This window comes from Pseudomonas sp. TH37, from assembly GCF_016650735.1.
In the GTDB taxonomy this organism is placed as follows: Bacteria; Pseudomonadota; Gammaproteobacteria; order Pseudomonadales; family Pseudomonadaceae; genus Aquipseudomonas; species Aquipseudomonas farris.
The window spans coordinates 102,820-123,887 of sequence record NZ_JAEKFD010000011.1 but is presented as its reverse complement, the minus strand read 5'-3'; the positions used below and the strand labels follow the sequence as shown (position 1 = coordinate 123,887).

At 59.2% G+C, this 21,068-nt stretch carries 20 protein-coding genes and 1 riboswitch; of the genes, 11 read left to right on the top strand and 9 right to left on the bottom strand.

What is annotated here, in order from left to right; translation table 11 throughout:
* The first annotated feature begins 34 nt into the window (after positions 1-34).
* Positions 35-322: a PA4642 family protein gene (locus JFU11_RS24020; protein ID WP_123719505.1), complete on the top strand. Its 288-nt coding sequence runs from the start codon at positions 35-37 to the stop codon at positions 320-322.
* Positions 323-475: 153 nt separating this feature from the next.
* Here JFU11_RS24020 and mqo read toward each other — a convergent pair whose 3' ends face one another.
* The gene (gene mqo / locus JFU11_RS24015) at positions 476-1,984 is read right to left on the bottom strand and encodes a malate dehydrogenase (quinone) (protein ID WP_123719504.1); all 1,509 of its coding nucleotides are present in this window, start codon (positions 1,982-1,984) and stop codon (positions 476-478) included.
* A gap of 740 nt (positions 1,985-2,724) precedes the next feature.
* Positions 2,725-2,958, bottom strand: coding sequence for a hypothetical protein (locus tag JFU11_RS24010; RefSeq protein WP_123719503.1), 234 nt, complete (start codon positions 2,956-2,958; stop codon positions 2,725-2,727).
* A 205-nt stretch (positions 2,959-3,163) separates the two neighbouring features.
* Between JFU11_RS24010 and JFU11_RS24005 the strand changes: the two genes are divergently transcribed.
* Complete coding sequence (locus JFU11_RS24005) at positions 3,164-3,748, top strand: YajG family lipoprotein (protein WP_007905851.1); 585 nt, start codon at positions 3,164-3,166, stop codon at positions 3,746-3,748.
* A gap of 166 nt (positions 3,749-3,914) precedes the next feature.
* On the opposite strand, the gene JFU11_RS24000 is transcribed toward JFU11_RS24005, so the two are convergent.
* Both JFU11_RS24000 and JFU11_RS23995 read right to left on the bottom strand, forming a co-directional pair.
* Entirely contained in the window at positions 3,915-4,292 is a 378-nt protein-coding gene (locus JFU11_RS24000) for a DUF6124 family protein (RefSeq protein ID WP_123719502.1), read from the bottom strand.
* 328 nt (positions 4,293-4,620) lie between these two features.
* The gene (locus tag JFU11_RS23995; RefSeq protein WP_007939788.1) at positions 4,621-4,827 is read right to left on the bottom strand and encodes a hypothetical protein; all 207 of its coding nucleotides are present in this window, start codon (positions 4,825-4,827) and stop codon (positions 4,621-4,623) included.
* 193 nt (positions 4,828-5,020) lie between these two features.
* Here JFU11_RS23995 and JFU11_RS23990 point away from each other — a divergent pair, with 193 nt between their 5' ends.
* On the top strand, positions 5,021-5,299 hold the full coding sequence (locus JFU11_RS23990) for a hypothetical protein (protein ID WP_038981598.1): 279 nt from the start codon (positions 5,021-5,023) through the stop codon (positions 5,297-5,299).
* A gap of 165 nt (positions 5,300-5,464) precedes the next feature.
* Here JFU11_RS23990 and JFU11_RS23985 read toward each other — a convergent pair whose 3' ends face one another.
* Positions 5,465-6,628 (bottom strand): 1-acyl-sn-glycerol-3-phosphate acyltransferase, encoded by a 1,164-nt coding sequence (locus JFU11_RS23985; protein WP_187326381.1) that lies wholly within the window; start codon positions 6,626-6,628, stop codon positions 5,465-5,467.
* A 142-nt stretch (positions 6,629-6,770) separates the two neighbouring features.
* Here JFU11_RS23985 and JFU11_RS23980 point away from each other — a divergent pair, with 142 nt between their 5' ends.
* Genes JFU11_RS23980 through JFU11_RS23970 form a run of 3 tightly spaced genes read left to right on the top strand, consistent with a single transcriptional unit; the run spans position 6,771 to position 7,885 of the window.
* Complete coding sequence (locus JFU11_RS23980; protein ID WP_123501273.1) at positions 6,771-6,953, top strand: CPXCG motif-containing cysteine-rich protein; 183 nt, start codon at positions 6,771-6,773, stop codon at positions 6,951-6,953.
* A 12-nt stretch (positions 6,954-6,965) separates the two neighbouring features.
* Positions 6,966-7,226: a DUF2007 domain-containing protein gene (locus JFU11_RS23975; RefSeq protein WP_201062288.1), complete on the top strand. Its 261-nt coding sequence runs from the start codon at positions 6,966-6,968 to the stop codon at positions 7,224-7,226.
* Positions 7,227-7,261: 35 nt separating this feature from the next.
* Positions 7,262-7,885, top strand: a complete 624-nt coding sequence (locus tag JFU11_RS23970; protein WP_038981601.1) for an SOS response-associated peptidase — start codon at positions 7,262-7,264, stop codon at positions 7,883-7,885.
* A 105-nt stretch (positions 7,886-7,990) separates the two neighbouring features.
* Here the strand turns inward: JFU11_RS23970 and JFU11_RS23965 are convergent, their stop codons facing one another.
* Entirely contained in the window at positions 7,991-10,132 is a 2,142-nt protein-coding gene (locus JFU11_RS23965) for a methyl-accepting chemotaxis protein (protein ID WP_201062287.1), read from the bottom strand.
* Between the two features lie 274 nt (positions 10,133-10,406).
* Here JFU11_RS23965 and JFU11_RS23960 point away from each other — a divergent pair, with 274 nt between their 5' ends.
* Positions 10,407-11,225 carry a M48 family metallopeptidase gene (locus JFU11_RS23960; protein WP_201062286.1) on the top strand — a complete coding sequence of 273 codons (819 nt, stop codon included), beginning with the start codon at positions 10,407-10,409 and terminating at the stop codon, positions 11,223-11,225.
* Between the two features lie 148 nt (positions 11,226-11,373).
* On the opposite strand, the gene JFU11_RS23955 is transcribed toward JFU11_RS23960, so the two are convergent.
* The 3 genes from JFU11_RS23955 to JFU11_RS23945 all read right to left on the bottom strand — a co-directional run bounded on the left by JFU11_RS23955 (position 11,374) and on the right by JFU11_RS23945 (position 14,366).
* Positions 11,374-11,958 (bottom strand): TMEM165/GDT1 family protein, encoded by a 585-nt coding sequence (locus tag JFU11_RS23955; RefSeq protein ID WP_032836242.1) that lies wholly within the window; start codon positions 11,956-11,958, stop codon positions 11,374-11,376.
* 92 nt (positions 11,959-12,050) lie between these two features.
* Positions 12,051-12,173: riboswitch (yybP-ykoY riboswitch) on the bottom strand.
* Positions 12,174-12,368: 195 nt separating this feature from the next.
* Positions 12,369-13,367, bottom strand: a complete 999-nt coding sequence (locus JFU11_RS23950) for a class I SAM-dependent methyltransferase (protein ID WP_038981604.1) — start codon at positions 13,365-13,367, stop codon at positions 12,369-12,371.
* 33 nt (positions 13,368-13,400) lie between these two features.
* On the bottom strand, positions 13,401-14,366 hold the full coding sequence (locus JFU11_RS23945) for a 2-hydroxyacid dehydrogenase (RefSeq protein ID WP_123719496.1): 966 nt from the start codon (positions 14,364-14,366) through the stop codon (positions 13,401-13,403).
* A gap of 337 nt (positions 14,367-14,703) precedes the next feature.
* On the opposite strand from JFU11_RS23945, the gene JFU11_RS23940 reads away from it, so the two are divergent.
* From JFU11_RS23940 to JFU11_RS23925, 4 genes are all read left to right on the top strand, one after another.
* Positions 14,704-15,333 (top strand): LysE family transporter, encoded by a 630-nt coding sequence (locus JFU11_RS23940; protein WP_123719494.1) that lies wholly within the window; start codon positions 14,704-14,706, stop codon positions 15,331-15,333.
* A 297-nt stretch (positions 15,334-15,630) separates the two neighbouring features.
* Positions 15,631-17,313, top strand: a complete 1,683-nt coding sequence (locus tag JFU11_RS23935; protein ID WP_201062285.1) for a fatty acid--CoA ligase — start codon at positions 15,631-15,633, stop codon at positions 17,311-17,313.
* A gap of 334 nt (positions 17,314-17,647) precedes the next feature.
* On the top strand, positions 17,648-19,537 hold the full coding sequence (locus JFU11_RS23930) for a DUF1302 domain-containing protein (RefSeq protein WP_123719491.1): 1,890 nt from the start codon (positions 17,648-17,650) through the stop codon (positions 19,535-19,537).
* Positions 19,538-19,565: 28 nt separating this feature from the next.
* Positions 19,566-20,930, top strand: a complete 1,365-nt coding sequence (locus JFU11_RS23925) for a DUF1329 domain-containing protein (protein WP_123719490.1) — start codon at positions 19,566-19,568, stop codon at positions 20,928-20,930.
* Positions 20,931-21,068 lie beyond the last annotated feature (138 nt).

Here is a 21,068-nt window from a genome sequence, read left to right as displayed (position 1 = left end):
CGCCCCGTGAAATGTCTGCGAGCTGGAGTCGGCAATGCGTAAAGATAAGAAGCAAGTGATTGGTGACGAGATCGGCGATGAGCAGATCAAGCTGTTCCTCGATTTTGAGCCGGTCGACGCCACTTCACCGTCGCTGCACAAACTGATCAAGGCGTACCGTGGCCTGCGCATCGATGACTTCGAGCGTTTTCTGACGTTCTTTGTTGAAGCCGGCTATGACCTGGATGGCAAGGATGAGCACGGCAATGACTTCGTCGCCCTGATCAAGGATCAGCGCAACGCGGCCGAGTACATCGAGCTGATCAGCAAGGCTCGCGGTTAAGATCAAAAGATCGCAGCCTCGCTACGCTCGACAGCTCCTACAGATGGTTCGCTCATACCTGTAGGAGCTGTCGAGCGTAGCGAGGCTGCGATCTTTTAAGGCACAAAAAAACGCCCCGCCCTCAATGAGGACGGGGCGTTTTTTTAGGCCGAATCAAGCGTAGCTTTCGGTCTCGTTACTGGCTTCAACCAGTTCCAGCGCGACGTTGTTGTGCGCGTTGATCTTGCGATACAGCGCAGCGTCGGTTTCCAGAACCTTTTCCCGAGCCGGGAAGATTTCCGCCAGTTTGGCAGCCCATTCACCGGACGCTTTGTTCGGGAAGCATTTTTCGATCAGCTCAAGCATGATCGAAACAGTCACCGAAGCGCCAGGGGACGCGCCGAGCAGGGCGGCAAGGGAACCGTCCTTGGCTGCGACCAGTTCGGTACCGAACTGCAGAACGCCGCCTTTCTTCGGGTCTTTCTTGATGATCTGCACCCGTTGGCCGGCCACTTCCAGGCGCCAGTCTTCGGCTTTCGCCAGTGGATAGAAGCGACGCAGGGATTCCAGGCGCTGTTCCATCGACTGCATCACTTCGCTGACCAGGTACTTGGTCAGGTCCATGTTGTTTTTGGCCACGGCCAGCATCGGGCCGATGTTGCCGGCGCGGACCGACATCGGCAGGTCCATGAACGAACCGTGCTTGAGGAACTTGGTGGTGAAACCGGCGTAAGGCCCGAACAGCAGGGACTTCTTGCCATCGACCACACGGGTGTCCAGGTGCGGCACCGACATCGGTGGCGAACCTACCGCGGCCTGGCTGTAGACCTTGGCCTGGTGGTGCTTGACCACTTCCGGGTTATCGCAACGCAGCCATTGGCCGCTGATCGGGAAACCGCCGAAGCCTTTGCTTTCTTCGATGCCCGAAGCTTGCAACAGTGGCAGTGCGGCACCGCCGGCGCCGAGGAACACGAACTTCGCATCGACCTCACGGGTATTGCCGCTGTTGACGTCCTTGATGCTGACAGTCCAGCCACCGTTGTTACGCTTCAGACCCGTCACACGCTTGCAGTACTTGACCTGGGCATCAGGTGCGCTGGTCAGGTGCTTGAGCAATTGGTTGGTCAGGGCGCCGAAGTTGACGTCGGTGCCGTTCATCACGCGGGTGGCGGCGACGACTTCGTCAGCCGGGCGGCCCGGCATCATCAACGGCATCCACTCGGCCATGGTGGCCTTGTCTTCGGTGTATTCCATGTCCGAGAAGGCATGGTGCTTGCTCAGCGTCTTGAAACGTTCCTTGAGGAAGGAGACGCCGTCGTCGCCCTGCACGAAGCTCAGGTGCGGCACCGGGCTGATGAACGACTTGCACGAGCCGAACGTGCCTTTCTTGGTCAGGTAGGACCAGAACTGCTTCGACACCTCGAACTGGGTGTTGATGTGCACGGCTTTCTTGATGTCGACGGCGCCGTCGGCGGCCTGTGGCGTGTAGTTCAGCTCACACAGCCCGGCGTGACCGGTACCGGCGTTGTTCCACGGATTGGAACTCTCCGCGGCACCGGAATCCATCAGCTCGACGACTTCCAGCTTGATCGCGGGGTCGAGCTCTTTGAGCAGTACAGCAAGGGTGGCACTCATGATGCCGGCCCCAACCAGTACTACGTCGACTGCTTCGTTATGCGCCATTTAACGCGTCTCCAAAATCTGCAGCACCAAATTGTCGGCATAGCTGCCAGGAGTGACGGGGCGTGTCAGTGATGCCCCAGGTACCCATGGCCAGGATCGCCATGTCCGAATCTTCGCAATTTTTTGCAACTTCGACGGATGCATGCGGCCTGGCTTCAAGAGTCACATGAACTCATTTCGGCACGCGGCTGGCAATTCGACTTATGGTCGAGACATCCGTTTGTGCAACCAAATCCGTAGCGGACAGGCTTCAGGCTCCGGTGTTCGAGGAATACTCGGTCCTGTGTCGTTGGGCTGTTGTAGACGCTAATGGTGCATGTTCAGACGCAAAACTATTCATTTGCTCGCCACACTCTTGTGAAGTTGTGAAAACCCGTTTTTTTCACGCTCTTTTGAAGACGTGAACCTCAAAAAAGGGCTGTCCCAGCCTGGCACCGTGCCCGGATGGATTGCAGCCATGGGATACATGACAAGCAAAACGGGCAAACAGCTCAGTGACCGAGCGTAATGACAGCTCTGCAGATTCGCGAAAAGTGGTGTTTTTGCTTAGAGAACAGCAAGCGCGCCAGCTTCACTCGATCTGTGTGGGCGGCTCTCTGTGGGCGGTGCGGGGGTGTCAATACCGAGGCATTAACGATGCTGCGAGGCCCGATCAGGAGACGTCCTTATAATCGGGGGGAGATTGTATCTAAGAAACGCAGGGAAATGGTCGTGTTTAATGACTTTTATTAGGCGTCCGGTCAGGTGGTCAACAGTTGTTGCGCACGAGCACGTGGCTGGCGCTGGCTGACACGGGCGCTGGCGGGCAGGGGATGGTGCAGCCAGTTGAGGCGGATTTCTTCGATTTCGACCCAGCCATCGCCCATGGGCTGAAGGCTGCACTGTTTGAATGCCTGGCAACGGCCGTCGCGGTCGAGCAGGGCAAAGCAGCGATGCAGTGGGCGTGGCGCGAACAGGGAGATGAGAACACGCATGGCAAAGTACCTTGTGGGTTGACTGCAGTGAAGGTTGCCAGTGAGCCATGACATGCATGTGTATGGGTGATGACAGATGTGTGACAGGAACCGCGCTGCGCCGGGTTTGTCAGAGATTTCAGTAATCGTTGTGCGAAGCTAGTTCGCCGCAGTGGCGCACCGCTATACTGCGGGCCTGTTTGTGCCTGATTCTGGAGAGAAGAGCATGTTGCAACGCCTGTTGTTCGGTTTGATCACTGTGACCAGTTTGACCCTCGTCGGCTGCGCCCACAGCCCGCAACAACTGAACCCGGAACCCAAGCTGACAGCTCAGCTGGCGCCGGTCGGCCGTGGTCAGCCGGTGGTGGTGCGTGTGGTGGACGGTCGTCCGTCGCCAACGCTGGGGACTCGTGGTGGTCTGTATCCGGAGACCAGTGCGATCACCGTGCAGGGCGCGCAGATTCTGCCGAAGCTGCAGGCTCAGGCTGAAGCGGCCGTGCGCTTGCTGGGCTTTACCCCGACGGCCAATGCGCTGAATGCACCGCAATTGACCGTGACCCTGGCCGAGCTGAAGTATCAGTCGCCCAAGGAAGGCCTGTATGTGACTGAGGCAACGATTGGCGCGACGTTCCGTTCGGATGTGCAGAATGCCAACCGTCGTTACAGCGGTCGCTATGGTGCGTCGCTGGATCAGCGTTTTGGCATGGCGCCGAATCAGGAAACCAATACCAAGCTGGTCAGTGATGTGTTGAGTGATGCGTTGACCCGCTTGTTCAAGGACCCGACGATTGGTCAGGTGCTTGCCGAGTAACGGTTAGCTTCTTGTTTAAAGAACCCGGTGCCAGTGATGGCACCGGGTTTTTTTGTGCCTGCATATTCATTGTGGGAGCGAGGCTTGCCCGCGATGGCTGAGTGTCAGTCAATATCAATGTTGAATGTTAATCCGTCATCGCGGGCAAGCCCGGCTCCCACAGGGATCAGCTGTGTAGCGCGGGTTTTGGTACGGCCACGTTATCCAGCATCCGGTTCACCGCCAGTTCTGCCAGCATGACGATCTGTTGAATCGCCATCGCCGTGTGCCGGTGCGGCCCTTCCAGATACCCCGCAAAATCACCCGCCATCACACTGGCCTGGGCCAACGATTCACAGGTATGGGCCAACAGGTCTTCGTCTTTGATATCCGGCGCAACCATATACATCGTGCTCGGTTTACGGGCCACGGGTGATTTGAGGGCGGCTGGGTTGAGGTAGTGATCGAGCGCGCGGTTAGCGGCTTCGTGGAGTTTTTTTGAATCGAGGGATTCGTAGGGGGAAACGTCGTCGGTTTCAGGGGGATTCGGTGTTTCTTTGAACATGGTGATGCTCCGAATGAAAGGTTTAGCTGCCACGATCGCTGCGACGCGATTGAAGGAGGCAGCTTTACGCGGGGTCGCAGACCGAGTCATTCGGAAACCCGGCATACCCGAAGGTATCCCGCGCACAGCCACCATCAAACCAAACGACTAGCACCGAAGCGCTCCGGTTTGGGCCGGCGATTATGCACCAAATGAGCTGAACTGAACGGACTGCGACGCCCGGTCGCTGATGTGCAGCGACCCCCAAAGCCTATCCACCCCATTTCCGAGCGACAACCTTCAAAACCTGTCGGAATCTTCCCTTTCAATCACTGCGTTTGTAGGACGCTCAAGCCGCCTCCGAATAAAAATCCAGAACACTCACCCCCGTCAGCAAATCCGTCTCCGGCAAGTCCGCATGTTGATGCCCACCCAGCGCGCAATACACCAGCCAATGCCGGTCTTGTACGTTGAAGGCGAGGCTGCCGACTAAGGTTTGTTGTTCGTCGCTTTGGGCAATGAGGTAGAGGCGGTCCTGGTTTTCGGCGTGGAGCATGACGGAGTCCGTGTCGGTTTCGAGGGGCGACAGACTGGCGGATTCAGATGACGGCGCCGTGACACAGGACAGCAATCGGTTAAATGGTTTCGTTATTTGTCGGAAAGCCGGGGCAGGTCGGAGCGCTTTCGGTAGAATCCGCGCCGTGGTCGTCGGTCCGGCGTCTGCTACACCGGTTAGCCTGAGGTTTGTGATGTCGCTGCAATTGATTTCGCTTCTTACTTCTCATCCCGCCAAATTGATCAACTTGCTGGCCTTGCTGTTCGCCTTCCCGGGCGGCTGGTTGCTGCACGCCACCCGTCGTCGCGAACAGCGCGCCATGGCCAGTATCGAGGCGCAGCGCCAAAGTCGTCCCAGTGAAGAGCCAACGCTGGATTGGGCGACCCTGCGCATGAACCGGTTTTTCTACCGCTTCGGTTTCGCCTGCCTCGGGATGGCGTTGCTGGTGTCGTGGATCAGCACTCGCGTCTGAAAATCACAAGATCGCAGCCTGCGGCAGCTCCTACGGGGGATTGCGCATACAGGTGGGATATCGGGTGTACTCGGTCAATGTAGGAGCTGCCGAAGGCTGCGATCTTTTGATCTTGCATAAAAGAAACGGCGCCCGAAGGCGCCGTTGTCATTTCCAGCCATTGCCTTACAGCGGCAACCCGGCCTTCACCCGATACTGATTACGCACCGGTGTCGCATATTGCAGCACCAGGAACGGACGATGTTCCTCTGGGCAGGCATCCAGCCGGCGCTGCCACTCTTCCTGGGCCTTGGCCAGTTCGTCGGCCGCAAACACCTCGGCCGCTTTCGGCACCTGCAGTTGCGGGTCGGCGTCTTTCCACTGCGCATACGCCAGGTAGTGCGCCGGGAACAACCGGTAACCGCTGAGGATCTGCTTGTCCATTTCGATCGCTAATTGCTTGGTGTCTTCGAACAGTTCGGTGATCGGCGCGGCGAAATTCACGTGAACCCGGCCTTTGTAACCGGTGATGCCTTTGGCGATGCTCACGTCATCCTCGCCCGGCACCTTGGTGTAGCTGCCGGTGGTGGCGCGGATGTACAGCTCGCGGGCCTTGGCCTGGTCGCACGGGTCGTATTCGTAGCTGATCGACACCGGGGTGAGGTTCAGCGAGCGAATGACTTCGCCGAACGGCTCATCCTTGCGGCTCATGTGGAACATCTTGAGGATCGCCGACTCGGTGCGGTCGTCGCCGTCCTTGGCCCGGCCTTCAGCCTGGGCGATCCAGATCGAGGCGCAATCGTTGCGGATCGAGTGGTTGATGTACGCCGACAACAGCTGATAGGCCGCCATTTTTTCCCGGCGACCAGTGATCGAACGGTGCACGATGAAGCTCTTGTTCAGGCGCATCAAATCGCTGACAAAAGGCTTTTGCAGCAAGTTGTCGCCAATGGCGATGCGCGGGGTCGGCAGGCCGGCGTGGTACACGGCATAGTTGACGAAAGCCGGGTCCATCACGATGTCGCGGTGGTTGGCGATGAACAGGTAGGCGCTGCCGGACTTGAATTGCTCCACGCCGGTGTAGGTCACACCGTCCGTGGCTCGCTCGATGGTGTGGTCGACGTACATCTCGACTTTATCTTGCAACGTGGCCACCGACGTAACACCGGCGAACTCACGGCGCAGCCGATGAGCTATAAGAGGTTTGAGCATCCAGCCGAAGGCACCGGCATAGCGCGGGAAGCGGAAGTGGATGAGGATATCTAGAAACGCCTTGTCACCAAGCAACCGGTTCAGTACTGCCGGGACTTCGCTGTCGTCGTAAGGTCGGATGGCATCGAATTCGCCCATCATGCTCTCTTGTTAGAAACGGCTAGGGTAAGTAAAGGTTTTGATAAAAAACCAACGGGGCACGGTCTGAAAAGGTAGCCAGACGAAAATAGCCCTGCAAATAGACCGGCGATTATACGCACAAGTCACCTGGGAGACCGCGATGCTGGAAACTGCGCAGTATGAATGTCCGTATTGTGGTGAAGTGGTTGAGACTTCTGTAGACCTGTCAGGAGGCGATCAGACCTATATCGAGGACTGTCAGGTGTGTTGTCGGCCGATTACGTTTGTGTTGCAGGTTCACGGAGAGGAATGGCATCTCGAAGTCCGCAGCGAAAATGAATGAGAGGGACGGCCCATGCAGCGCATCTACGAACCGGAAAACCTGATGGAAGGCGAATTGCTGCAGAGCATGCTTGCCAGTGAGGGCATCGAAGCGCACCTGGTTGGGCGCGATTTGGTCGGCGGCACCGGGGAGTTGCCGATGTTCGGCCTGCTGGGCTTATCGGTCGAGAACGATCAGGTCGAATACGCCCGGGAGCTGATCACCGCGTACAATGCCGCGCTGCCGCTGCCCGGCGATGAACCGGACAGTTTTCCCGGCACGCTGGTCTGTTAGGCTGACGTTCGTTTGATCAAGAGTCGTATTGCCCCATGTGTGGACGTTATGCCCTGTTTCGCTGGAACCCCGCCTTTGCGGCCCTGCCCGGATTCCCCGCCGATCAGCAGGCCCAGTGGAATATCTCTCCCAACGATTCAGTGTTGATGCTGCGTGCCGGCGCAGACGGGCAACGTGAGTTGGCCCGCGCCCGCTGGGGCCTGACGCCGCCGTGGCTGACCGACCTGTCCCGCACCCCGGCCCATGCCCGCGCCGAAACCGTTGCCGAACAACCGATGTTTCGCGAAGCCTTGCGCCTGCGTCGTTGCCTGCTGCCAGCCAATGGTTTCTACGAATGGCGCGGCACCACGCGCAAACGTCCGTACTGGCTGACCCCGGGGGAGGGCTCGGCGCTGTTCTTCGCGGCAATCTGGGAGGCGTATCCGGTGCAGGAGCAGGTGTGGCTGAGCACGGCAGTGATCACCCAGCCGGCTTCGAGTCAGCGTCGGCCGTTGATTCTGGATGCAGCGGGGCAGGAAGCCTGGCTCAACCCCGAAACGCCGTTGCATGCCTTGCAGGCGTTGCTGGCCAGCGAGCCCGCGGCGTTGCGTGAGCGGGTGCTGGCGAACCTGGTGAATGATCCGAAGCTTAATGGGCCGGAGTGTTTGACCCCCGGCTGATGAGTTGTCTGGGCTGACGTCTTCGCGGGCAAGCCCGCTCCCACAGGGTTTTGTGGCGTTCACAAAACCTGTGGGAGCGGGCTTGCCCGCGATGGGGTCTCTGGATCAAACCTTGAACTGATTGATCAACCGCCGTTGCTGTTCCGCCAACTTGGTCAAATCCGCACTGGCCGCGCTCGATTCATCTGCGCCGCCGGCCACTTCATTGGCCACTTGCCCGATGTTGATCACATTACGATTGATGTCGTCGGCCACCGCGCTCTGCTCCTCGGCCGCGCTGGCGATCTGGGTGTTCATGTCGTTGATCACCGACACCGCCTGCGTAATGGTCTCCAGCGCCTCGGCCGCTTTCGCCGCGTGTTGCACGCTTTCGTCGGTGCGGTTCTGGCTGTCTTCCATGACCCGCACCACATCGCGGGTGCCTTGCTGCAGATGCTGGATCATGGTCTGGATTTCTTCAGTGGCCTTCTGGGTTTTCTGCGCCAGGTTGCGCACTTCATCGGCCACCACTGCAAACCCACGACCCTGCTCACCGGCACGGGCGGCTTCGATGGCCGCGTTCAAGGCCAATAGATTGGTTTGCTCGGCGATGCCGCGAATGGCTGTCAGGATCGCATTGATGTTTTCGCTGTCCTTGGCCAGGGTCTGCACCACGCCGACGGCTTTGCTGATCTCCACCGCCAACACGCCGATCGAGTTCGAGGTGTCACGGACGATTTGCATGCCCTGCGCCGCTGCCTGATCCGCATGGCTTGCGGCTTGCGCGGCCTGGGTCGCATTGCGCGCGACATCCTGGGCGGTGGCGGTCATTTCATGCACGGCGGTCGCGACCTGATCGATCTCGGCCATTTGTTTGTGCACGCCGATGTTGGTGCGAATGGCGATGTCGGCGGTGTGTTCCGAGGAATCACTGACGCTCTGCACCGACGTCACCACCTGGGTGATCATTGCCTGCAACTTGGTGAGAAAGGTGTTGAAGCCTTTGGCGATCGAGCCCAATTCGTCGGCACGGTCACTGGTCAGACGGCGGGTCAGGTCGCCTTCACCCTGGGCAATATCATCAAGCATCGCGACCATTTGCTTGAGTGGTCGAGCAATGCCGTGGCCCACCAGCCAGATCACCAACAAACCGATACCGGCGATCAACAGGCCGACCATGGCCATGCCAAAGGTGTCGGATTTGCGCTGTGCGTTCAGATCGCCCTGAAGTTTTTGCAGATCGGCCATCACCGCGTTCAGCGGCAATTGCAGCATCAAGGTCCAGCGGGCGTCGGTCTGACCGATGCCGAAGGGCAGGTACAACTCGATCCGGCCCTGGGCCTTGTCGACGGTGTAAGTCACTTCGCCGCGCTTGAGATTGGCCATGTTGGCAATCTGCTTGCTGTCGAGAATGTCACTGACCTTTTCGCCGAATTTGCTCGGGTCCTTGGTGTAGGCGACGATCCGGCCGTTACCGCCGATCAGGGCCATTTCACCGGCGCCGCTGTACAGTTTCTGATTCGCCCCCAGGAGCATTTCCTGAATGAAGTTCACCGACAGGTCGGCGCCGACAATGCCCTGGAACGCGCCATTGAGCATGATCGGTTCAATGAAGGAGGCTAGCATGACGATCTTGTCGCCGACCTTGTAGGGCGCCGGATCGATCACGCAGGATTTTTGGGTTTCCTTGGAGCACAGGTAGTACTCGCTGGCGCGCACACCGGTGGACAGGGTTTTCTGGTCATCGACGTCCACCAGTTTGTCCAGGCCCAGGCTGCCGTCTTCGTTGCGGAACCACCACGGCAGGAAGCGCCCGTTGCTGGCGTCGATGCCGACCACTGGGGTGTCGACGTAGGCCGCATCATTGTGGTCGAGTGCGTTTTTTTCCCAACCGATGTAGGTGCCGAGAATTTTCGGGTTCCGGGCGACGTTTTCCTTGATCAGGCTGATCAGTTGCTCACGGCTCAGGCTCAACTGTGGCTGACCATCGACGCCCGGGGTACCGATCAACGCGTTCACCCGCACCAGGCCACCGGCGATCAGCAGCGGTGCTTCGAGTTCGCGCTGGATCTGGCTGACCTGGGTTTGTGCCAACGAGGTCAGGCGTTGTTCGATGACTTGCTCGAACTGCGCCTGAGTCCGTTCCTGAACCATGTCTTGGGTCCGGGCGCCGGAAAACAGCGCATACAGCACCAGGGCTGCCACGACGCTGAGCACAATAGCGCCGGCCAGGGCGGCAACGGAAAACTGGATCGACTTGAATTTCATGAGTGCTCCGCACGCAAGAGGACGTCTGCGGTGCTGTATCGGCAGGCTGGCGGAGGGTCATGAACGAGGTGTCACGAATTGGCTGTTTTGGAGTGCTGGATGTCGTAAATGAATCATTGCTGGCCGTGATCGGCCGTGGCGGGCGCTGGTATGTGAATTTTTTCCTACGGTGATAAGGGCTTTATCTGAAATGTACGTGCTACACGTCCGTTGTATCTGGCGCCGATACAAATCCCCACCTAGGATACGCGGCATGTTTCCAGGGAGCTTCTTGATGAATAAGACATTGGTTTTGTGTGCACTGAGCGCAGGTTTGCTGCTCGCCGGTTGTCAGTCGGTCAACACCACCAGCGGTGGCGCCGTGGGCGTTGAGCGCAAGCAATACATGTTCAGCATGTTGTCGACCGCCGAGGTCAACCAGATGTACGCCCAGTCTTATCAAAAGACCGTCGGTGAGGCGAGCAGCAAAGGCGTGCTGGACAAAACCAGTAACGATGCGAAGCGCGTGCAGGCGATCTCCAGGCGGCTGATTGCCCAGGCGCCGGTGTTCCGTCCGGATTCGGCCCAGTGGCAATGGGAAGTGAACCTGATCAAGAGCGACGAACTGAATGCCTCCTGCGGGCCTGGCGGCAAGATCATTTTCTACTCGGGGCTGATCGACACCCTGAAACTCACCGACGACGAAATCGCCGCCATCATCGGCCATGAAATCGCTCACGCCTTGCGCGAGCACGGTCGCGAAGCGATGTCCAAGGCTTACGGTATCGAAATGGCCAAGCAGGGTGCTGGTGCGTTGTTCGGTCTGGGCGAGGGCAGCCTGGCCCTGGCGGACACCGTAGCCCAATACGGCATGACCTTGCCCAACAGTCGCGGCAATGAAAACGAAGCAGACTTGATCGGCCTCGAATTGGCCGCCCGCGCCGGGTACAACCCGAACGCGGCGATCACCCTGTGGAACAAAATGAGCAAAGCCTCGAATGGCGCGCCGCCAGAGTTCTTGAGCACTCACCCGGCGTCGGCCAGTCGGATTGCTGCCTTGCAGGCGGCGATTCCGAAGGTGATGCCGTTGTACGAGAAGGCACCGAAATCCTGATAGATATGCATTGATACCGCTGACGCCTTCGCGGGCAAGCCCGTTCCCACAGGTTTTGTGTCGTACACACATTATGTAATCGACCGAAAACCTGTGGGAGCTAGGCTTGCCCGCGATGAACGATAACGCGGTCTACCGACCTACCGCATCAAACCCACCCACTGCTCTCCATCGCCTTGTACACCGCAACAATCGCCAGGATCAGGAACGCCGACGCCGCCAGGCGACGGATCAGGGTCAAGGGCAGTTTGTCTGCCGCAAAGTTACCTGCCAGTACCACCGGCACGTTGGCAATCAACATCCCGGCGGTGGTGCCGATGATCACCAGCCACAGATCCGGGTATTGCGCGGCAAGCATCACGGTTGCGACTTGGGTCTTGTCGCCCATTTCCGCGAGGAAGAACGCAATCAACGTAGTCAGGAATGGCCCGAATTTGCGGGCGGTGCTGGCTTCGTCTTCGTCCATCTTGTCCGGCACCAACGTCCACAGGGCCGTGGCGGTAAAGCTCGCGGCGAGGATCCAGTGCAACGTCGCATTCGAGAAGAAGCTGCCGAACCAGGCGCCTACCGCACCGGCTGCCGCATGGTTGGCCAGGGTCGCGGCGACGATGCCGGCGATGATTGGCCAGGGTTTGCGAAAGCGGGCAGCGAGAATGAGCGCGAGCAGTTGCGTCTTGTCGCCGATTTCGGCCAAGGCAACGATTGCGGTGGGAACGAGCAGAGAGTCCAGCATCATCAGGGTTTTCCTAAGGGGCGGGTCGACACGGCTATGACACGTACAGCCTTCCCGCCCCGGGTAAGGTGTTCGTGTCATAGGTCTTGTCAAACCCTGCGATCCGTCTGATGCGGACGCTTGGGTCGCATACGCCATGGTCTGAGGACCAAGTATGTTGACGTATGCCGGACGAGCATGGTGCTCGTGGGAGACTACTCCCCTAGGACGGAGCGGATTCTGCCTAGGCAAATCCGATTGGGCAAGCCCCAATGGCGGTAGTTAAGTTGCAGAACCTGTGGGAGCGTGGCTTGCCCGCGAAGAACGATGACGCGTAATACCTGAAAAACCGCGGTGCATTCTTCGCGGGCAAGCCACGCTCCCACAGGTTCTTCGTCGCTCCAGGGCAAGCCTGTTTTGCAAAAGTGTTTTCAGCCGCGCTTGGCCCGGTAGATTCGGAAACCCTGTCCTTCAGCCTTGATCGCACACACGCCCAGGTGCTCCTCGATCAGCGGTTGATACTTCAGGAAGCTGTTCGCTACCAGTCGAAGTTCGCCGCCGTTTTTCAGATGTTTAGCTGCTTTTCGCAGCAAGTTTTCGGTGGCGAAGTAGTCGGTGTGTACGCCGACATGGAACGGTGGATTGCTCAGAATCGCGCTCAAACCCATGGGCGCGGCATCGATGCCGTCACCGGTCATTACCTCCGCGTCCAGGCCGTTGGCGGCCAGAGTCAGGCGACTGCTGGCAGCGGCAAACGCGTCCACATCGAGCAGGGTGACCTGGTTGTGTGGATAACGCCGCTTGACCGCCGCCCCCAACACACCCGCGCCGCAACCGAAGTCCAGCAAGTGGCCGCTCGGCAGTTTGTCCAGATGTTCCAGCAGCAGGGCGCTGCCGCGATCCAGGCGACCGTGGCTGAACACGCCCGGCAGGCTGATGACTTTCAATGGGCCTTCGGCCAACGGCAGTTCGTAGGTCTGTGCCAGGCTTTCCAGCGACTTGGCTTCTGGTGCATTGGCCACGGTGACCTGCCAGAGTTGGCAATGCCGTGCGCTGTCGAGCTTGCGGGGTTTGCCGAAGGGGTTCAGTTGCTTGGCCGCGCCTTCGATGCCGCTGCGCTTTTCGCCCACCAAATACAACTCACGGCCGGCCAAACGAGAGGCGAGGGCGTTGAGGATGTAGTCGGTCAGGTCTTTGGATTTAGGCAGAAACACCACGGCACTGTCGAACTCGCGCTCCGGCGCATTCACGCCGAAATGGCTGCGCTCGGCGAAACGGGCGTCCAGCGCCGCTTGATCGCCGGCGTGCCAGCACCAGCCGTGGGCATCGGGCAAGCGGCCCAGCAAATCATCGGCGGGCAAACCGGCCAGCAGCACCGAACCCTGGAATAACTCGGCCTGACGAAGCAGTACTTCACTGCGCGGATCCATACTCTGCTCCTGGAAAAAAAGTGCCGCAGTTTATCAACTGACGACCCGCAGCGCTTGACCGCTGAAGTAGCCTTGGGCGTTTTCGGTCAACTGGCCAACGATTCGCTGCCGCGCCTCGCGACTGCCCCAGGCGTTGTGCGGGGTGACGATCAGCCGTGGAATATCCTGGGCCAACAACGGATTGCCCGCGGTGGGTGGTTCGACGCTCAACACGTCGGTGGCCGCGCCGCCCAAGTGACCGTTGCGCAGGGCGTCGGCCAATGCTTGCTCGTCAATCAAACCACCGCGCGCGGTGTTGACTACGAAAGCACCGGGTTTCATCGAGGCCAGTTCACGGGCGCCGATAAAGTGGCGAGTGTGTTCGTTGAGCGGGCAGTGCAGGGTCAGGGCGTCGATTTGCGGCAGCAGCTCATCCAGCGGCAAACGATCCGGCCGGGCAGGACGCCCCGGAATCTGCCCCAGCAACACGCGCATACCGAACGCCTCGGCCAACCGCGCCACGGCACTGCCCAGTTCACCGTGGCCAAGCAGGCCGAGGGTTTTGCCTTCGAGTTCGACGATCGGGTAATCAAGCAGGCAGAATTGTTTCGCCTGTTGCCAGCGACCTTCGGCGACGGCTTTTTGATAGTCAGTCAGGCGCGTCGCCAGATTCAGCAGCAACATGATCGTGTGCTGAGCCACCGACGGCGTGCCGTAACCCTGGCAGTTACAGACAGTGATTCCGTGAGCACGGGCGGCGGCGAGGTCGACGTTATTGGTGCCGGTGGCGGTGATCAGGATCAGCTTCAGCTCGGGACTGGCCGCCATGGCCGCCGCATCGATCAGGATTTTGTTGCTGATGGCGACGGTGGCGCCCTTGAGGCGTTCGATCACCTGATCAGGCGTGGTTTGCGCGAACAGCTGCAAGTCGCTGAAGCACTCACGAAGTGGGTTGAGATCGAGATCGCCGAGGTCCAGGGACGGATGGTCGAGGAAAACGGCGCGGCGAGAGTTCGTCATCAACTGTACCTTTTGTGCATTGAACTGAAGGCGTAATCTGCCGAGCCTACCAGATGAAATAAACAGTTACGCATTGTCTGGCCTGGCACAAACCTGTGGCGAGGGAGCTTGCTGTGGCGAGGGGCTTGCCCCCGTTGGGTCGCGAAGCGGCCCCAAACCAGGGCGACATTGTTTCGTCAGGCAGAACGCATCATCCGGTTTAGCGACTGCTTCGCAGCCGAACGGGGGCAAGCCCCCTCGCCACATGTTTGGCGGATGCCACAGATTTGAGAGTTGGCACAGAGGCGAAGTCGGCCTCAGAATTTTTTATTGATCGCCCTGCCCAAAAGGAGCCCCCATGTACTGGACAGAGTTCTTGACCGTTGCCCTGATTCACCTGCTGGCCGTCGCCAGCCCCGGCCCGGACTTTGCCGTAGTGGTGCGTGAGAGCGTGACCCACGGTCGCCGTGCCGGGACCTGGACGGCGCTGGGCGTCGGCTCGGCGATTTTCCTGCACGTTGGCTATTCGCTGTTGGGTATCGGATTGATCGTGTCCCAGTCGATCGTGCTGTTCAACGCCTTGAAATGGGCCGCCGCCGCGTATCTGCTGTACATCGGCTTCAAGGCCTTGCGCGCGCAACCGGCCCCACCTGTGGCTGACGACCTGCATCAGGAGGCCGGCGAACGTACCGCGCGTGGCGCTTTCACCTCGGGATTCGTGACCAATGGCCTGAACCCGAAAGCCACGTTGTTTTTCCTGTCGCTGTTCACCGTGGTGATCAGCCCGCACACACCATTGGCGGTACAGGCCGGTTACGGGATTTATCTGGCCGCGGCGACGGCAGTCTGGTTCTGCCTGGTGGCGATGCTGTTCAGCCAACAACGCGTGCGCGCCGGTTTCGCCCGCATGGGCCACTGGTTCGACCGGACCATGGGCGCGGTGCTGATCGCCATCGGCGTGAAGCTAGCGTTCACCGAGATGCATTGATCAAACACTACTCTGCCAAACGGCGCGGTCCCTTGTAGGAGCTGCCGAAGGCTACGATCTTTTGATCTTCTGCGATATCGAAATCGCCCAAGATCAAAAGATCGCAGCCTTCGGCAGCTCCTACGCCTGATTCAGCAGCGCATCCGATATAGATAACGAATTCCTGCAAGTAATGGCGCAAAGCTAGCATTTATACGGCTCTGCAAATCATCCCTTTGGCTGATTTGGCTGGCGTTCAAGGGCTCTAGAGTGCTTAGCTTTAAAAGCCAAGACCGTGCAGTCAGAAAAGGGACTCTTATGTTGCAGACTCGCGTTATCCCCCCAGCCGAGGGCGCTTACCAGTATCCGCTGTTGATTAAACGGCTGCTGATGTCCGGTGCCCGTTATGAAAAAACCCGCGAGATCATCTACCGCGATCAATTGCGCTACAGCTATCCGACTCTGATCGAGCGGGTCGCGCGGCTGGCCAACGTGCTGACGGCCGCCGGCGTGAAGGCCGGAGATACCGTGGCAGTGATGGACTGGGACAGCCATCGCTACCTGGAATGCATGTTTGCCATCCCGATGATCGGCGCGGTGATCCACACCATCAACGTGCGCCTGTCGCCAGAACAGATTCTCTACACCATGAACCACGCCGAGGACCGCTTCGTGCTGGTCAACAGCGAGTTCGTCGGGCTGTATAAGGCGATTGCCGGGCACCTGACTACTGTGGAGAAAACCCTGCTGCTGACCGACTTGCCGGAAAAAAACGCCGACCTGCCAAACCTGATTGGCGAGTACGAGCAATTGCTGGCCGCTGCGAGCCCGCAGTACGACTTTGAAGATTTCGACGAAAACTCGGTCGCCACCACGTTCTACACCACCGGCACCACCGGTAACCCCAAAGGCGTGTATTTCACCCATCGCCAGCTGGTGCTGCACACCATGGGCGTGTCGACCATCATGGGTTCCATCGACAGCGTGCGCCTGCTGGGCACCAACGACGTGTACATGCCGATCACCCCGATGTTCCATGTGCATGCCTGGGGCTTGCCATATGTAGCAACCATGCTCGGGCTCAAACAGGTCTACCCCGGCCGTTACGATCCCGAGTATCTGGTGGAACTGTGGCGCAAGGAGAAGGTGAGCTTTTCCCACTGCGTGCCGACCATTCTGCAAATGGTCCTCAATGCCAAGGCGGCGCAAAACATCGATTTCGGTGGCTGGAAAATCGTCATCGGCGGCAGTGCGCTCAACCGTGCGCTGTATGAAGCGGCCAAAGCCAAGGGCATTCAGTTGACCGCCGCTTACGGCATGTCGGAAACCGGGCCATTGGTATCGTGCGCGCACCTTAACGATGAGCTGATGGCCGGCACCGAAGACGAACGCACCACCTACCGGATCAAAGCCGGTGTACCGGGGCCGTTGGTCGAAGCGGCGATCATCGACACCGATGGCAACTTCCTGCCTGCCGATGGCGAGACCCAGGGCGAACTGGTGCTGCGTGCGCCGTGGCTTACCGAGGGCTATTTCAACGAGCCACAGAAAGGCGCCGAACTCTGGGCCGGGGGCTGGCTGCACACCGGCGACGTGGCGACGCTGGACAGCATGGGCGTGATCGACATTCGCGACCGGATCAAGGACGTGATCAAGACTGGCGGCGAGTGGATCTCCTCCCTGGACCTGGAAGACCTGATCAGCCGCCACCCTGCGGTACGCGAAGTAGCAGTGGTGGGCATCGCCGATCCGCAGTGGGGTGAGCGGCCGTTTGCGCTGTTGGTCGTCAGGGAAGGGCATGAGATCGGGGCCAAGGAACTCAAGGAGCACCTCAAACCGTTCGTTGAACAGGGGCACCTGAGCAAGTGGGCTATCCCGAGCCAGATCGCCATTGTTACTGAAATTCCCAAGACCAGTGTCGGCAAACTCGACAAGAAGCGCATCCGCGTCGACATCACCGAATGGCAGGCTAACAACAGTACCTTCCTCTCGACGCTTTAAGCGTCCGCTGGCGCGCCGAAAACGGCGCGCCAGCCCCACCAAGCAAGCGCTTGACTTGTGAAATCCGAATTTTCAGCCATCCTTGCCGGGCCGACATGTGTCGGACTGGCGAAAGGACTGTTCCAGAGTGGCCGGCAGCTGCAAATCACACTTTAGAGGGATCAAGCACTACTACCTGCTGGCTATAGTCCGCTCAAGGATTTTTAAGAACGGAGCTCACGCACAAAACGGGGCGATGCAACTTTGGAGTGACTTCGGACCGCTTGGCTTCCGGTCACCCACAACGTTTTTAAAAGTACTCAGCCATAACAATAATGCACATGGAGTAGCGTCGATGACATCAGTAAACCAGTTCTGGCGCCGGGCGAAACTGCCCCTGGCGGTCAGTCTCGCCTCTTCGCTCGCCGGGCCTGCATTCGGCGTCAGTTTCAACGTCGGTGAGATCGAAGGTCAATTTGACTCATCCCTGTCGATCGGAGCCAGTTGGTCTACTCAGAGCCCCAACAAGAATCTTATCGGCGTCAATAACGGGGGCCACGGCCTGTCCCAGACGTCCGATGACGGTCACAACAACTTCAAGAGCGGCGAAACTTTTTCGAAGATCTTCAAGGGCATCCATGACCTTGAATTGAAATACGGCGACACCGGTGTCTTCGTCCGGGGCAAATACTGGTACGACTTCGAACTCAAGGATGAAAGCCGCGAGTTCAAGGACATCAGTGACAGCAACCGCAAGGAAGGCGCCAAGTCCGCCGGCGGCCAGATCCTCGATGCCTTCGTCTACCACAACTACGCCATTGCCGATCAGCCGGGTTCCGTGCGTCTGGGCAAACAGGTTGTGAGCTGGGGTGAAAGTACTTTCATCGGCGGTGGCATCAACTCGATCAACCCGATCGATGTGTCCGCATTCCGTCGTCCCGGTGCCGAGGTCAAGGAAGGTCTGATCCCGGTCAACATGTTCTACGTGTCCCAGAGCCTCACCGACAATCTGTCGGCCGAAGCCTTCTATCAGCTGGAATGGGACCAGACGGTTGTCGATAACTGCGGCACCTTTTTCTCCCAGCCAGACATCATTGCCGACGGTTGCGACAACAACCTGCGCGTGCTGAACAAGCGCTCGACCATTCCGGCCGCGGCCCTGCCTACATTGACCAGGCTGGGCGTCGACGTGAACGATGAAGGTGTGCTGGTGCGTCGTGGGGCGGATCGCGATGCGCGGGACAGCGGCCAGTGGGGCGCGTCCCTCAAATACATGTTCGAGCCGCTAGACACCGAGTTCGGTGCCTATTTCATGAATTATCACAGTCGTGCGCCGATCTTCAGCGCCACCGGTGCTCCAGCGGCGGCCTATGCCCGGGCAGCGGCTTTGCCAGGGGCGCTTCGCGCTCTGGCGCCGTTGGTGGTCGCAGGTAATTCCGAGTACTTCGTCGAGTACCCGGAAGATATCCGCCTCTACGGCTTGAGCTTCTCCACTACCCTGCCTACCGGTACGGCGTGGAGCGGTGAGATCAGCTATCGTCCGAACGCGCCGGTGCAACTCAACTCCACCGACATCCTGTTTGCCGGCGTACGCCCATTGGGTGGCGCCCTGACCAATGCTTCGCTGCTCCCCGGTGTACCGGGTCAGGATCTGCACGGCTATCGCCGCAAGGAAGTCACCCAGTTCCAGACAACTCTGACGCACTTCTTCGATCAGGTCATGGGCGCCAGTCGTCTGACCCTGGTGGGCGAAGTGGGCGTCACCCATGTTGGCGGCCTGGAAAGCAGCTCTGATGTCCGTTACGGCCGTGACCCGGTCTACGGGCCTGGTGAACTGCCGGCTACCGGCGGCCTCAACACCTGCTCGGCGATCCTTAACACCAGCACCATCAACGGTGCCGGCGCGGGTGCTGCTACCAACAACCGCAGCCGCAACTGCGAGGACGATGGCTTTACCACATCGATGTCGTGGGGTTATCGCGGTCGCGCCATCTGGGATTACAACGACGTGTTCGCCGGTGTGAACCTCAAGCCGAACGTGGCCTGGTCCCATGACGTGAGCGGTTACTCGCCTGGCCCTGGCGGCAACTTCGAGGAAGGTCGTAAAGCGGTGAGCCTGGGTGTCGATGCCGAATACCAGAACACCTACACCGCGAGCCTGGCGTACACCAACTTCTTCGACGGCAAGTACACCACCGTGGATGATCGCGACTTCGTTGCGCTCAGCTTCGGCGTGAACTTCTAAGCACTGTATTTTCAGGACGAACACATTTATGAAAATAACAAAGAGTCTGTTCCACGTTGGCGTTCTGGGGCTGTCGCTGCTGGCAACCGGTGTCATGGCGGCGGTCCCTGCGGCCGAAGCGGACAAGCTGGGCAAGAGCCTGACCCCGATGGGCGCCGAGATGGCGGGCAACGCCGACGGCTCGATCCCGGCCTGGAAACCCATGGCGAAAAACGCCGGTAGCGTGGATAGCAAGGGTTTTCTGTCTGATCCGTTCGCGAGTGAAAAACCGCAGTTCACCATCACCGCGCAGAACGTCGACCAGTACAAGGACAAGCTCGCGCCGGGCCAGTACGCGATGTTCAAGCGCTATCCGGAAACCTTCAAGATGCCGGTCTACCCGTCCCATCGCGGTGCCACCGTGCCGGATGACGTGTTCGCCTCCATCAAGAAGAACGCCACCAACACTAACCTGGTGTCCGGCGGCAACGGTCTGGAGAACTTCGAAACCGCAATCCCGTTCCCGATTCCGAAAAGTGGCGTTGAAGTCATCTGGAACCACATCACCCGTTATCGCGGCGGCAGTGTGACCCGTCTGATAACCCAGGCCACGCCGCAGCCGAACGGCTCGTTCAGCCTCGTGTACTTCGAGGACCAGTTCGTGTTCCGCGACAAGATGAAGGATTACGACCCGAAAAATCCGGGCAACATCCTGTTCTACTTCAAGCAGAAAGTGACCGCGCCGGCGCGTCTGGCCGGTGGTGTGCTGTTGGTACACGAAACCCTCGACCAGGTTAAAGAACCGCGTTCGGCGTGGGTCTACAACGCCGGGCAACGCCGTGTACGTCGTGCGCCGCAAGTGTCCTATGACGGGCCGGGTACCGCTGCCGATGGCCTGCGTACCTCCGACAACCTGGACATGTACAACGGTGCGCCGGATCGCTATGACTGGAAGCTCGAAGGCAAGAAAGAGATGTACATCGCCTCCGACAGCTACAAGCTCGATTCGCCACAACTGAAGTACGCCGACATCATCAAGGCCGGTCACATCAATCAGGACCTGGCTCGTTATGAACTGCGTCGGGTCTGGCATGTGGTCGCGACCCTGAAGGAAGGTCAGCGTCACATCTACGCCAAACGTGACTTCTACATCGACGAAGACACCTGGCAGGCGGCGGTGGTCGACCACTACGACGGTCGCGGGCAACTGTGGCGCGTCGCCGAGGCTCACTCCCAGAACTACTACGACAAGCAAGTGCCGTGGTACACCCTCGAAACCCTGTACGACCTGCAATCGGGCCGCTACCTGGCCCTAGGCATGAAGAACGAAGAGAAGTCGGCATATAACTTCGGCTTCACTGCCAGCACCGCAGACTTCACCCCGGCAGCCTTGCGTCAGGAAGGCGTTCGCTAATACGTTGTAAATCGAGGCCGCATCCTCGAAAAAACGCCCCGACTGGTTCGGGGCGTTTTTTTGGAAGTTCATAAAGATCGTTGTAGCAGCTGCCGAGCCTGCGAGGCTGCGTTCGACTGCGAAGCAGTCGTGAAATAA